The sequence below is a fragment of the Bradyrhizobium zhengyangense genome (assembly GCF_022012555.1).
Classification (GTDB): domain Bacteria; phylum Pseudomonadota; class Alphaproteobacteria; order Rhizobiales; family Xanthobacteraceae; genus Bradyrhizobium; species Bradyrhizobium zhengyangense.
In genome coordinates this window covers 696,941-710,868 of the sequence record NZ_JAKLTZ010000001.1, presented here as the reverse complement: position 1 = coordinate 710,868, position 13,928 = coordinate 696,941, and the positions used below count along the sequence as shown (strand labels likewise).

Below are 13,928 nucleotides of genomic sequence, written 5' to 3'. Positions count from 1 at the left end.
AGGCATGACTAGGGATCAGCGCGCAAGGAGCATCGGTGTCCATCTCGTCCTGATTGCCTATAGCCTTCTGGCGGTAGGTCCGATCCTGCTCGTCGTGATGAATTCGTTCAAGGTGCGCAGCGCCATCTTCGGCAGTCCGCTGACGCCGCCGGACGCATCAACCTTCAGCCTGATCGGCTACGAGAAGGTGTTCCGGTCATCGCATATCCTTTTGTACTATTCGAACTCGCTGATCGTGACTCTCGTCAGCATGGCGCTCGTCCTGCTGTTCGGGGCAATGGCGGCCTGGGCGCTGACCGAGTACCGTTTCCGGGGTTCGACGGCGCTGGCGCTGTTCCTGTCGATCGGCATCATGGTGCCGATCCGGCTTGGCTCCGTCGCAATCCTGAACATGATGCGGTCCGCCGGCCTCAACGACACGCTGACGGCCCTGGTCCTGGTCTATGTCGCGCAGGGCCTGCCGATGTCGATCTTCATATTGAGCGAGTTCATCCAGCAGATTCCCAAGGATTTGCGCGACGCCGCGCGCTGCGACGGCGTGCCGGAAACCCGCATCTTCTTCGAGGTGGTCGCCCCGCTGCTGCGACCGGCCATTGCCACGGTCGCTGTCTTCACCATCGTGCCGATCTGGAACGACCTCTGGTTTCCCTTGATCCTGACCTCGAGCGATTCAACCCATACGGTGACGCTCGGCGTGCAGCAGTTTCTCGGCCAGTACATTACCGACTGGAATTCCGTGCTCGCCGCACTGTCGATGGCGATCCTGCCGGTCGTCGTGATCTACGTCATCCTCTCGCGCCAACTCATCGCAGGCCTCACCTCCGGCGCGGTCAAATAGGTTGTCAGAATGGCCAATCTGAGCATCGAGCACCTCAACAAGCGCTATGGCGCGACGACGGTGCTCAACGACGTCAATTTGAGCATCGAGGACGGCGAATTCGTCGTTCTCGTTGGTCCCTCGGGCTGCGGCAAGTCGACCCTGCTGCGGATGATTGCCGGGCTCGATGGTGCATCGGGCGGGGACATCCATATCGCCGGCAAGCTTGTCAATACGCTCGCGCCGGCCGAACGCGGCATCGCGATGGTGTTCCAGTCCTACGCGCTGTATCCGCACATGAATGTGCGCAAGAACATGACGTTCGGCTTGAAGTTCACTGGCGTGCCGCCGACCGAGCGCGAGCGGCGCGTCACGGAAGCGGCGCGCATGCTGCGGCTCGAGGAGCTGCTCGAGCGCTATCCCCGCGATCTCTCCGGCGGCCAGCGTCAGCGGGTTGCGATCGGCCGCGCGATCGTGCGCGAGCCTGAAGTGTTCCTGTTCGACGAGCCGCTCTCCAATCTCGACGCAGCCCTGCGTGTCTCGACCCGCGTCGAGATCGCGAATTTGCACAGGCTGCTGAAGTCGACGATCGTCTATGTTACGCACGATCAGGTCGAGGCGATGACGCTTGCCGACCGCATCGTCGTGATGAACAAGGGCTGCATCGAGCAGGTCGGCAAACCACTCGACCTCTATTATGAACCCGCCAATCTGTTCGTTGCCGGCTTCATAGGCTCGCCTGCGATGAATTTCTTCGAAGCTGAGGTCGAAGGCATCGAGGGCGGACGAGCGCGCGTCACCGGTGCCGCATTTCGCACCCTTGACATATCAGCGGCATCGCTGAAGGTCGGCGACAGGCTGACGGTCGGCGTCCGCCCGGAGCATCTTGTCCGGGGAGAAGCCGGTGCTTTCACCGCCGAAGGCATCGTCGAGCTGGTCGAACGGCTCGGCGAGGCCTCCTTCGCCTATCTGCGCCGCGTCGACGGCAAGATGTTCGTTGCGGAGGTTCGTGGCCGCCAGACGCCGGCGCCGGGCGAGACGGTGACACTAGTTGCTGCGAGTCCCGATGTCCACGTCTTCGATGCCTCTGGCTTGCGTGTTGCGACAGAAACCCGGTGATCATTCGCCCATGACGAATGTCGTCCGCTATCTGACCCATCCTCAGGTCAATATCGATCCGTCGATTCCCGTTCCGCGTTGGGGCCTGAGTGAGGTCGGCAGAGCGCGTACGGAAACCGTGATGGCCACTGGGCCGCTGTCAGGTACCACGCAGGTCATCTCCAGTGGAGAGCGAAAGGCGATCGAGACCGCTGAGATCATCGCGGCAAAGCTGGGGATCGACGTGGAGGTGCGCGAAGCAATGCACGAGAACGATCGATCGGCCACAGGCTTCCTCGTTCCCGACGAGTTCGAGGCGATGGCCAATCAGTTTTTCGGGCAACCCCACGTCAGCATTCGTGGCTGGGAACGCGCGGTTGACGCCCAACTGCGCATCGTCGGCGAGGTCGAGCATGTGCTGGCTCGCGGCACGCCTGGCGACGTGCTCTTTGTCGGCCACGGTGGCGTTGGGACTCTCTTATTTTGCCATTACTCCGGTTTGGCGATTGATCGCGTCCATGACCAGCTTGCTGGCGGCGGCTGCTGCTTCGCATTCACTTCGCATGGACGCCGCGTGCTGCATGGCTGGCGCCGCCTCGAAGAGCTGTGATTGTCCTAGCAGGCACGGCGAGGCAATAGCGAGGGCTGGTTGGCGCGTGCGGCGGAAAGGCTGCACGCGCCGGGAACAGGTTAGATGTCAGCGCGTACCGATACGTTGATGTCGTGGGCAGAAACCGGAAAAATGCGCCACGTCCATCGTTCCCTGTTGTGTCCGGTTGTCACCCGGCGGTGCCGGGGTTAACGCCATCAGGCGGTTTTGGTTCGATGGATGGGCTACAAGACCTCGCGTTGCCCGACGGGCAAAACACGCGAGGGGTGGGCAATATCCGTCGGCAAAAACATTCCACTTTACCGAAATTCGGAAACGGCGCATGTGTCGCGCAACCCGGCCCAAGGAAGAGGGCGTATCGCGATCGTCACGACGCGGGCCGGACGGCGGTGGGCGTGGATCACATCGGCGCGAAGGGCTTTGCAGGGCGGGCAACCGTGAGCGAAGACCTCGCGCAAACGACCGGTGTGATCCGCGTACGGCAAAACCGTGTGGTCCTGGCGCCCGGAGCCTGTGCGCCAAGGCTCGTGGTGATGTGCGATGTCCAACCGGGCGTGCACATCAGTCATCTGCGAGACGTCTGGGGCAATAGTGCATCGCTCCCCGGGGGGATCACGACATAAGCCGTCAAACCACTGCGCAGGGAAGGCCGGATGTTTCGGCTTCACCTGTATGCCGCTGTGCAGCCTGTTGTAGCGCAGATATCGCACAGTGGACCGCGGGTGCCAGCCTGGCACCCGGTCTTCCCTGCGCCCTCTTTCAGAGGAGGGTGAGAACGATGCAAAGCTCGGGCGCACTGCGCCGCGAGAATGCGAACGCGAGTCCTGAGCGTGGGGGTTGGATTGGCGGAGAGTCGCGGAGGAACTGCACCGCGGCCTCTCGGGTTGGCCCGGTCATACGATCCTGTCGACTGTTGCCGTCCAGGCCTTGCGATAAGAATCCAGGCCGGAAATCGAAATCGGAGCGATCGGGCTCGGCTCCGCAATAAGGTAAGAGGGCGGCCATTGCGCGAGCATTGCCGCGCCGCGTGCCGTGCCCGCGGCATCCTCAGCCCCGAAGACACGCTGCGTCGGTCGTAGCGCGCCAAGAGTCTGACAGAAGGGACGATTACGAGCGAAGGTTCCTTCGACGATGAGATCGCCGATGGTCGCTCCCATGCGTGTCAGCAACAGATCGCTGACCAGCGCGCAATAGAGGGTCGCAAGTGCGGCCCGATCTCGCGCTGCGACCTCGCCGCGGACCACGCCCTCGGTCGTCGCATAAGGCCCGCCCTGACCGGAGAAGCAGGGCAGGGCTATCGTGCCCGAGGCGATCACGCGCTCGATCGCGTCGATATCCGGGTTGCCACCCCCGCCTGCGATGACGGCGTATTCGCGTCCGCCCATGAAGCGTCCGCAGGCGATCGGACGACCCAGCACGTCGACGTTGGCGAGCGTGTCATCGCGAGGATCGAGCTGGTCGAGCGAAAGGCCCACGCTCATCAGGATCACCCAGGTGCCCGTCGACAGCACCGTGAACGGCGCCTGGCGCGAGACGAGGTAGGGCAGAAGTGAAGCGTTGGAATCGTGGATTCCGCAAAAGACCGGAGTTTCGGGCGCAAGCCCGGTCGCGGCAGCGATGTCAGGCTGAATCGGACCAAGCGGGTCGAAGGCGCGGCGCATCGGCGGCAGCAAGTGGCCAACGTCGAGGGCGCCGACGAGGCTCGAGACCTGTCCCTGCCGCGGTAGCCAGAGATCACCATGGGCGCCGAGCGTGGTGACTTCCGAGACCGCGACGCCGCTCAAGCGCCAGGCCCAATATTGTGGATAGCCAACGAAATGCTTCGCTTTGGCGAAGAGATCCGGACAGCGCCATTTCTGATAGGCCAGCTGCCGCCCGAGATTGAGGCCAGCGGGCAGTTTCGGAGACAGGCTCTGCGAAAAAGGTGGTCGCAGCTTGGCGTAGTCGGGCTCGATCTCGTCTATGCCTTTGAACTCGTAGTCCATGACCGGAGCCGCGAGGTTGCTCTCGCCGATCAACGCGCCGGCTGCGCCATGCGCCGTCGGAACAATCGCGCCGATCCGATGCGTGCGTGCGGCCTCGCGAAGCGCATCGAGGAAGAAGCTCCATCCGCTCTCGACGTCTTCGTGCGGATATGGCGATCCCGGCAGAACGCGATTGGGCGCCGACTTTTCCCAGAGAAGGCGGCCTTCGTCGAACAAGGCAAGCTTTACATTTGTCTTGCCGATGTCGAGCACCGCGACCGTCTGGCTCATCGTCAAGCTCACGGCAAGAGGGCGATTTCGATAAGCGTCGCCCGACCGCGCTCGGCGGCCGGGCGACGAGTTCAGATCAGAAATCGAAGTCCTTGATGTTCTGCTTGGTGAAAATAAAGGGAGAACCAAGCAGGATCTCGCTGCCATTGACCACGTTCAGCTTACCGAGCTTGCCCGCGTCGACCGAGGTCGCGCCCGGCTTCAGGCTGCCGTCGACCACGGCACGCATCACGTAGGTTGCGGCATAGCCGAGATCGACCGGATTCCACAGCACGACCGACTTGACGCAGTCCGCGTTGACATACGGCTTCATCGCGTTGGGCGTCGCGAGGCCGACCACCGCCACCTTGCCGCAGAGCTTGGCCTTGGTGACGGCTTCCGCCGAAGCGGGCGTCGCGACCGACGTCATGCCGAACAAGCCCGCGAGCTTGTCACCATGCTTGTTGATCAGCGTCGTCGCCTGGTTGAAGGACAGGTTGTTGTCCTCCTGCGCCTCGACCGTTTCGAGCCATTTCAGCTTGGGATGGCACTTTTGCGCATAGGCCCACATTTCGGCGATCCAGCGTGCCTGGTTCGGCGTCGTGAAGGTCGAGGTGACGATCGCAAAGCTCTTGTCCTCGCCGGCCTCCTTGGCCATGGAGTCGACCATCGACTTGGCGATACCGTTGAACTCGGCCTGGTTGACGAACCATTCGCGCGCGTCCGGCGACGAGTTGGCGTCGTAGCCAACGACATGGATGCCCTTCGACAGCGCCTTCTTCAGCACCGGCGCGATCGCCACCGGATCGTTGGCGGCGAAGAGAATGCCGTCGACGCCGCTGGTGATGTAATTGTCGATGAACTTGATCTGCTCGTCGATCTTGGCCTCGGTCGGGCCGTCGGTTTTCACCGTGACGTTGCCGAGCGCCTTGGCGGCATCCTGCATGCCTTTCGAGGTCGCGTTGAAATAGCCGATGCCGATCAGTTTCGGCACGTCGACGAGCGTGATCGGTTTGCCGGCTTTGTCGGCCGCATTCGTTGGCTTGCCACCGTCATAAGGCTTGGCCGCGGGCGCGGCACTGGCCTCGCCAGCCGAACAGGCGAGCGGATTGACCGGCAGGTCGTCCGCGCCGTCCCATCTCTTGTCCGCCGCCGAGGCCGTTCCGGCCAGCAGCGTCGCGCCGAGGAATGCAGCAGCTAATCCGAGCTTCATCTTGTTTTCCTCCCATTTTGATGCCGCTTTTTTGCGGCTAGACACGCCGTCAAACGCCCTCGCGTCTCCGCTGGAGCGAACTCGCCACAAGAGTTGAAAGGATGAGGACCGTGCCGATGACGACGATCGTCGCGTCGCCCTTGACGCCGGTCAGGGCCAGCCCGTTTTTCAACAGCTGGATCATCGCGAGGCCGACCACGGTACCCCAGATGGTGCCGACGCCGCCGAATATGCTGGTGCCACCGAGCACGACCGCCGCGATCACGTCCAACTCATAGCCGATCCCCATGTCCGAGCGGGTGGTGGTCACGCGCGAGACCAGAACACAGGCGGAAAGGCCGGCCATCAGGCCCGATAGCGTGTAGATCATCAGCTTGACGCGATCGACCGGCAAGCCGGAAAAGCGCGCCGCAGTCTCGTTGTTGCCGATCGCATAGAGTGTCCGGCCGAAAGTGGTGCGGTCAAGAACGATGGCCGTGACCACGATCGCAATCAGCAAGAGCCAGAGCTGCGCCGGGACACCGAAGAGGTTTTCCTGTCCGACGAAATAGAACCATTCAGGGTAGCCGCGCACCGAACGCGCCTGGCTGATCCCCTCGGCGAGGCCGCGGTAGAGGGCGAGCGTCGCGATGGTCATGATCAGCGGCGGCACTTTCACTCTGGTGATGACGATTCCGTTGAGGAACCCCGCCGCTGCACCGACGAACAACGAGAAGCAGATTGCCAGCGGCAGAGGAAGGCCGAAAACCTTCCAGGAATAGCCGAGCAGGATCGCGCAGAGGCCGACGATCGAGCCCACCGAGAGATCAATGCCACCGGTGATGATGATAAAGGTCATGGGCAGCGCGATGAGCCCGACCTCGGTCGTCAGCCTGCCCTGGTTGAGCAGATTGTCGAGCGTGAGGAAACGGCTGTTCAAGCCCCCGAGCACGATCAATGCGACGAGCAGGATCACCGCGAGCATGGTTTCGTGGCGCAGCAGCCACCAGGGCACGACGCGCTTGGCGACCTGGGGGAGAGGGATCTCGCTCATGGCGCTCATGCTCCGGCCATGCGCCGGCGCCGCAAGATGTCGGCGATCACGGTCACGAGGATGAGAACGCCTTGCACCGCGCGGATCCAGTAGGGCGAGACGTCGATGAAGACGAGCGCGCTGGCAATCTCGGCGATCAGGACGGCCGCAAGGGTCGAGCCGACGACTGTGCCGACGCCGCCAAGAATGCTGACGCCACCGACGACCGACGCAGTGATGATTGTCAATTCGAGATTCGGCGGTACGGTCGACTGGATGACGCGCAGTTGCGTTGCGTAGAGCAGGGCGGCCGCTCCGGCAAAGAGTCCGTGGAGCGCGAAGACCATGACGATCGTGCGCGGTTGCGAGATGCCGCAGAGCCGTGCCGCTTCGGCGTTGCCTCCGACGGCATAGATCGCACGGCCCGAGGCCGAATAGCGCATCCACAACGCGGCCAGGATCGTCACCAGGATCATGAGAAAGACCGGGAACGGCAGTAGGCCGAAGAGCTCGATATCGGCGAGATGGAAACTGTCGGGCAGATCGGTGATCCATTTGCCTCCGGTGACGCTTATCAGGCCGCCTTTGAGGATCGACAACATGCCGAGCGTCACCACGATCGCCGGAATGCGCAGATAGGCTATAATGACGCCCTGCAAGGCCATCACCACAACGCCGGCAACGAGTGCTGCCAGCCAGGCGACCACGATCGGTGCGCCATTCACGGCCAAAGTGCCACTGAACGTCGCCAGGACGCCGATCAGCGCGCCGACGGAAATATCGATGTTGCCGGATACGATCACCATCGACATGCCGACTGCGGCGACGGCAATATAGGCGTTGCCTAGCAGCACGTCGGCAAGATTGCGTGCCGCCAGAAAACGCGGATTGTAAAGCCCGACGGCGATGGCAAGGCCGATCACAGCGATCGCGAGCAAAGCCTCCTGCGAGGCAAGCACCTTCAGCCGCCGTCGCGGATCAGCCCCGGCACCGGCCAAGGTCATCGCCGTCATGCCGCTTTCTCCGCGCTTTCATGGCTGCCCATCATTGCTGCGCCAACCGACTCCGGGGTTGCCTCTTCGCGCGGAAATTCGGCAACGATACGGCCTTCGCGCATCACCAGCACGTGGTCGCTCATGCCGAGCACCTCCGGCAGTTCGCTCGAAATCATCAAGATAGCGAGCCCTTGGGCCGCAAGCTCGCCCATCAACCGATGGATCTCCGCCTTGGCACCGACATCGATGCCGCGCGTCGGCTCGTCGAGGATCAACAGCTTCGGCCCATTGGCGAGCCATTTGCCTAGCACGATCTTCTGTTGATTGCCGCCGGAGAGCTTGCCCGCGATCTGCTCGAGCGAGCTCGTCTTGACGGCAAAGCGCTTGACGCCATCGCCGGCGAGCTTGCGTTCGGCGCCACGATCGATGAAGCCGCCGAATGCGACCTTGCCCAGCGCGGCGAGGCTGAAGTTCTCGCGCACCGTCATCGGCCGCACCAGACCTTGCGTGCCGCGATCTTCGGGAACGTAGGCGACGCCCAAAGACCGCGCCTGGGCGGGTGAGCGAATGTCGGCCTGCTGCCCATCGATCCGGATCTCGCCGCCATCGGCCGGCGTGACGCCGAAAATGGTTTGCGCCAGCTCGCTCCGACCCGAGCCGACGAGGCCGGCAAGGCCCACGATCTCGCCAGCGCGCACCGTGAGCGAGACGCTCCTTGTCAGCGGCCGTCGTTCGAGGCCCTTCACCTCGAGCACCGGCTTGCCGATCGGAACCGTGACCTTCGGGAACAGGCTTTCGATCCTGCGGCCGACCATCAATTGCACGAGCCCGGCTGCGTCCGTATCCGCGACGCGCCTGGTTGCGACATGAGCGCCATCGCGCAGCACGGTGACCCGATCGGCGATCGCAAAGATCTCATCGAGCCGATGGCTGATATAGATCACGGCGACGCCGCGGGCTTTGAGCTTGCGCACGATATCGAACAGCCGCGTCACGTCGTATTCGGTCAGGGCCGCGGTCGGCTCGTCCATGATCAGGATGCGCGCATCCTGTGACAGCGCGCGCAGGATTTCGACGCGCTGCCGATTTCCGACACTGAGGGAGCCGACGATACGGTCGGCTTGCAGATCATGAATCTCCAGCGAAGCAAGCAGGGCATTGGTCTTCTCGCGCATCGCCCGCCAGTCGATCCGGCCAAGGCGAGCGCGCGGCGCATGCCCCATGAAGATATTCTCGGCGACCGTGAGCTCCGGAAACAGCAGCAGCTCCTGATAGATCGTGGCGATGCCGGCGCGCCTGGCATCGTCCGGCCGCGCGAGGTCGACCGGGCTGCCGTCCACGAGCACCTCGCCGCGATCGGGCGGGAACACGCCGGAGATGATCTTGATCAGAGTCGACTTGCCGGCACCGTTCTCGCCGAGCAGGGCGTGGACCTCGCCCCTGGCGGCCTCAAACGAGACGCCTGACAGGGCCCGCACGCCCGGAAAGGACTTTTCGATCGCACGCACCGACAGGAGCGGTGCTGTCGGAGTTTCGCTATGCGGGCCGGTTGTCATGATCACGCCGCCGCAGTGGTTTGAGCGCTCGCATCGACGACAACGACGCGGACACCGTGTCCGCGCAGCATGTCGAGTGCGTCGTTTGGTGCGTCGGCATCGGTGATCAACGTGTCGATGCGCGAGAGTGGGCAGACGACAAGGCTGCCGCGCGAGACGAATTTTGAGGAATCAGCGAGCACAATCAGCTTGTCGGCGCGCTTCAGCAGCTTGGATTCGGCGCGGGCGAGCAGGGGATCGCCTTCGATCACACCGAGGGGGCCGATCGAGATCGCACTCATGAACATCCGCGTCGCCGAATAGTGCTGAATCGCATCCTCGTCGAAAGGCGAGACGATCATACCCTGCTCCCGGTAGACCTCGCCGCCCGGCAAGGCGACGCGGCATTTCGATGTGTGGATCAGCGCGTCGGCGAGGAGATAGGAATTGGTCAACACCTTCAGGCGACGCTCGCGCAGATACTCGCCCATCTGATAGGTGGTCGTGCCACCGTTGATGATGATGGTGTCGCCGTCGGCGCAGAGGGCGACGGCCGCTTTCGCGATGGCGCGCTTGGCGTCGATGTTGAGTGTCTGGCTGACGTCGAAGGAGCGCGTGGCAAGGGAAACGACGTCGCCCGGTGCGTTGGCGGTTTCCGGCAGGGCTTCGAGCCCGCCGTGCACTCTGATCGCGACACCTTGCTCGGCGAGCCTGGCAAAGTCGCGCCGGATCGAGGCTTCGGAGACGCCGGTCGCGCGACAAGCGTCGGCGATGCGCACCAGCGACCGCTCGCGCAACAGTGCCTTGATGACCTGCCAGCGTTCCCGCTCGTGCACGTCGCCCTCCCTTTTGCCGGTAAATAGGTCACGCTCTCGCGCGACGGTCAACTGCAAACCATCACATTCGCTCAATATCGCGCTGCATCAATCATATTGCGTCGCGGCTGTGAGTGTGAGTGATTGACCTTGATTGAATCCCCGGCCTAAGCTGCTCGAAAGATCAAGCACAGGGAGGATGCGTCATGAGCGAGGTTGCGGCCACGCCCCTGCCAAATCTGTGGGACGACGCGCGCGCCGCCGGGCTCGATGAGGCCGGTCAATTGCTCTACCGCTCGAACCTGCTCGGGGCTGATCTGCGCATCACCAATTTCGGCGGCGGCAACACCTCGGCCAAGATCGAGATGAAGGATCCGCTGACGGGCGAGAGTGTCCGCGTGCTCTGGGTCAAAGGGTCGGGCGGCGACATCGGCTCGATGAAGCGCGACGGCTTTTCGACGCTGTATCTCGATAAGCTGGAGGGCCTGAAGGGCCTCTATCGTGGCCTCGCCCATGAGGACGAGATGGTCGCCTTGTTCAATCACTGTACCTTCGATCTCAATCCGCGGGCGACGTCGATCGATACGCCCTTGCACGCCTTCGTGCCGCACCGGCACGTCGATCACGTCCATGCCGATGCGGTGATCGCCATCGCCGCCTCGGAAGACGCCGAGCATCTGACCCGCGAGGTGTTCGGCGGCAAGCTCGGCTTCTTGCCGTGGCAGCGGCCCGGCTTCGATCTTGGCCTGAAGCTGGGCGAGATGGCGGCGCGTCATCCTGACTATGTCGGCGTGGTCCTCGGTGGGCACGGGCTGTTCACTTGGGCTGAGACGTCGAAGGCCTGTTACGAGATGACCTTGCGGGTGATTCAGCAGGCCGCGGATTGGCTTGCCGCACATGAGCAGAAGCCGGCCTTCGGCGGCGCCAAGGTCCAGACGGCCGCACCGGACAGGCGCCGCGCGATCGCGGCGAGGCTGATGCCGCTGATCCGTGGCAAGATCTCTGCGGATGAGCGCAAGATCGGCCATTTCACCGATGCGCCGGAGGTGCTGGAGTTCGTCAACTCCAGCGCGCTGACGAAGCTGGCGCCGCTCGGCACCTCCTGTCCGGATCATTTTCTTCGGACCAAGATCCGTCCGTTGCTGTTGCCCTACGATCCCGCGCGCGACAACCTCGACGAGGTGGTCGCCGGTCTCGACGACCTCCTCGCCGCATACCGGCGCGACTACGCCGCCTATTACGAGCGCTGCAAACACCCTGACACACCGGCCATGCGCGATCCCAACGCGGTCGTGTATCTTGTGCCGGGAATCGGCATGTTCACCTTCGCCAAGGATAAGGCGACGGCGCGCGTTGCGGCCGAGTTTTACGTCAACGCGATCAACGTCATGCGCGGCGCCTCGGGCGTCAGCGCCTATGTCGGCCTTGCCGAGCAGGAGGCCTTCAATATCGAATACTGGCTGCTGGAAGAGGCCAAGCTCCAGCGCATGCCCAAGCCGAAATCGCTTGCGGGGCGTATCGCCTATGTCACAGGCGGCGCCGGCGGTATCGGTGGGGCGACCGCGCAGCGGCTGCTCGGCGAAGGCGCTTGTCTCATCATCGCCGATATCGACGAGAAGGCGCTCAACGAGCGCGTTACGGCGATCACGAAGCGCCATGGCCGGGATGCTGCGATCGGCGTGAAGCTCGATGTGACCGACGAGGAGGCCGTGGTGGCGTCGTTCGAAGAGGCCGCGCGCGCCTTCGGCGGTGTCGACATCGTCGTCTCGAATGCCGGGATCGCCTCGGCCTCGCCTGTCGAGGATACGAGTCTTGGGCTCTGGCAGAAGAACATGGACATTCTCGCCACCGGCTATTTCCTCGTCTCGCGCGAGGCATTCCGGCTGATGCAGCGCCAAAACATCGGCGGCGCCATCATCTTCGTGGCCTCGAAGAACGGCCTTGCCGCTTCGGCCGGCGCCTCGGCTTATTGCGCCGCCAAGGCCTCGGAGATCCATCTCGCCCGCTGCCTCGCGCTGGAAGGCGCAGTGCATGGCATCCGCGTCAACACGGTCAATCCGGACGCGGTGTTGCGCGGCTCGAAGATCTGGGAGGGCGAGTGGCGCCAGCAGCGTGCGGCGTCCAACAAGGTTGCGGAGGACCAACTCGAGGAAGTCTACCGCCAGCGCTCGATGCTAAAATTGTCGGTCTTTCCTGAGGACATCGCCGAGGGTATCTACTTCTTCGCGTCCGACCTTTCGGCCAAGTCGACCGGAAACATTCTCAATGTCGATGCCGGCAACGCCCAGGCCTTCACGCGATGAGCCCCTCGTTCTCGATCAGTGCGGATTTCGTCGCCGAGCACAATGCGCGGCTCGAAGGTGCGATCAGCGAAGACTATGACGCCCTGAAGCGCGCGCTGGCGCGGCATGGCATCGATGCGGACGCCCTGGTGCAGAAAGTCATGGCCTTTAGCGTCGCCATTCCGACCTGGGGCGTTGGCACAGGGGGCACGCGGTTCGCGCGATTTCCGGGGCCGGGCGAGCCGCGAAATGTTGTCGAGAAGATCGACGATTGCGCGGTGATCCAGCTGTTGGCACGGGCAACTCCGACGATCTCGCCGCACTTCCCGTGGGACAAGGTCGACGATTATGCCGCCTTGCGCGAACAGGCCGCGGGTCACGGCCTGGCCTTCGACGCAGTCAACTCGAACACCTTCCAGGATCAGCCGGGCCAAGAGCTTTCGTACAAGTTCGGCTCGCTGTCGCATACCGATGCGCGGGTGCGCGCGCAGGCCATCGCCCATAACGTCGAATGTATCGAGATCGGCCGCAAGCTCGGCTCGAAGGCCCTGACCGTCTGGATCGCCGACGGCTCGAATCTTGCCGGCCAGTCGAATCTGACCAGGGCGCTCGACCGCTACATCGACGCGATGCGTGAGATCGTCGCGGCACTACCTGCCGACTGGCGGGTGTTCCTCGAGCATAAGCTGTACGAACCGGCGTTCTACTCGACCGTGATCTCGGATTGGGGCACGAGTTTTGCGGTCGCGCAGGAGCTCGGGCCCAAGGCGCATTGCCTCGTCGATCTCGGCCACCACGCGCCGAACGTGAATATCGAGCAGATCGTGGCTCGGCTCGTTCGCTTCAACAAGCTCGCCGGCTTTCATTTCAATGATTCAAAATACGGCGATGACGATCTCGACAGTGGCTCAGTCGAGCCGTTCCGACTGTTTCTCGTCTTCAACGAGCTGATCGACGCCGAGCGTCGCAGAGTGGAAGGTTTCGCGCCTGCCTATATGATCGACCAGTCGCACAACGTGACCGATCCTATCGAGAGTCTGATGCAATCGGCGATCGAGCTGCAGCGCGCTTATGCGCAGGCTCTGATGGTCGATCGCGCCGCCATTGAAGCGGCGCAGGACGCGAACGACGCGCTCGGTGCTCATCTCGAATTGAAACGCGCCTTCACCACAGATGTCTCGCCGCTCCTTGCCGTCGCCCGCATGCGGGCCGGCGGGGCCATCGCCCCAATTGCTGCCTATCGCGCATCCGGCTACCGGGCGCGAAAGGCGAGGGAACGTCCCATCGTCGGTGGGACTTCGGCTGGCATCGTCTAGG

At 63.3% G+C, this 13,928-nt stretch carries 11 protein-coding genes; 5 read left to right on the top strand and 6 right to left on the bottom strand.

Annotation, left to right across the window (positions count from 1 at the left end):
- Nucleotides 1-4: 4 nt before the first annotated feature.
- Genes L6639_RS03470 through L6639_RS03460 form a run of 3 tightly spaced genes read left to right on the top strand, consistent with a single transcriptional unit; the run spans nucleotide 5 to nucleotide 2,525 of the window.
- Complete coding sequence (locus L6639_RS03470) at nucleotides 5-838, top strand: carbohydrate ABC transporter permease (RefSeq protein WP_237858929.1); 834 nt, start codon at nucleotides 5-7, stop codon at nucleotides 836-838.
- Nucleotides 839-847: 9 nt separating this feature from the next.
- A complete protein-coding gene (locus L6639_RS03465) occupies nucleotides 848-1,936 on the top strand; it encodes an ABC transporter ATP-binding protein (protein WP_237858927.1) in 1,089 nt (362 codons plus the stop codon).
- A gap of 10 nt (nucleotides 1,937-1,946) precedes the next feature.
- Nucleotides 1,947-2,525 (top strand): histidine phosphatase family protein, encoded by a 579-nt coding sequence (locus L6639_RS03460; protein ID WP_237858925.1) that lies wholly within the window; start codon nucleotides 1,947-1,949, stop codon nucleotides 2,523-2,525.
- Nucleotides 2,526-3,418: 893 nt separating this feature from the next.
- On the opposite strand, the gene L6639_RS03455 is transcribed toward L6639_RS03460, so the two are convergent.
- From L6639_RS03455 to L6639_RS03430, 6 genes are all read right to left on the bottom strand, one after another.
- The gene (locus tag L6639_RS03455) at nucleotides 3,419-4,780 is read right to left on the bottom strand and encodes an FGGY-family carbohydrate kinase (protein WP_237858923.1); all 1,362 of its coding nucleotides are present in this window, start codon (nucleotides 4,778-4,780) and stop codon (nucleotides 3,419-3,421) included.
- A gap of 76 nt (nucleotides 4,781-4,856) precedes the next feature.
- Entirely contained in the window at nucleotides 4,857-5,972 is a 1,116-nt protein-coding gene (locus L6639_RS03450) for an autoinducer 2 ABC transporter substrate-binding protein (protein WP_237858922.1), read from the bottom strand.
- 49 nt (nucleotides 5,973-6,021) lie between these two features.
- On the bottom strand, nucleotides 6,022-7,014 hold the full coding sequence (locus L6639_RS03445) for an ABC transporter permease (protein ID WP_237858921.1): 993 nt from the start codon (nucleotides 7,012-7,014) through the stop codon (nucleotides 6,022-6,024).
- A complete protein-coding gene (locus L6639_RS03440; RefSeq protein WP_377807478.1) occupies nucleotides 7,011-7,988 on the bottom strand; it encodes an ABC transporter permease in 978 nt (325 codons plus the stop codon). The genes L6639_RS03445 and L6639_RS03440 overlap by 4 nt, the downstream gene beginning before the upstream one ends.
- Before the next feature lie 5 nt (nucleotides 7,989-7,993).
- Nucleotides 7,994-9,535, bottom strand: coding sequence for a sugar ABC transporter ATP-binding protein (locus tag L6639_RS03435; protein WP_237858919.1), 1,542 nt, complete (start codon nucleotides 9,533-9,535; stop codon nucleotides 7,994-7,996).
- A gap of 2 nt (nucleotides 9,536-9,537) precedes the next feature.
- Complete coding sequence (locus L6639_RS03430; protein WP_237858918.1) at nucleotides 9,538-10,350, bottom strand: DeoR/GlpR family DNA-binding transcription regulator; 813 nt, start codon at nucleotides 10,348-10,350, stop codon at nucleotides 9,538-9,540.
- Between the two features lie 185 nt (nucleotides 10,351-10,535).
- On the opposite strand from L6639_RS03430, the gene L6639_RS03425 reads away from it, so the two are divergent.
- On the top strand, nucleotides 10,536-12,632 hold the full coding sequence (locus tag L6639_RS03425; protein ID WP_237858917.1) for a bifunctional rhamnulose-1-phosphate aldolase/short-chain dehydrogenase: 2,097 nt from the start codon (nucleotides 10,536-10,538) through the stop codon (nucleotides 12,630-12,632).
- Nucleotides 12,629-13,927 carry an L-rhamnose catabolism isomerase gene (gene rhaI, locus L6639_RS03420; RefSeq protein WP_237858916.1) on the top strand — a complete coding sequence of 433 codons (1,299 nt, stop codon included), beginning with the start codon at nucleotides 12,629-12,631 and terminating at the stop codon, nucleotides 13,925-13,927. Before L6639_RS03425 ends, rhaI begins: the two co-directional genes overlap by 4 nt.
- The last annotated feature ends 1 nt before the right edge of the window (nucleotide 13,928 follow it).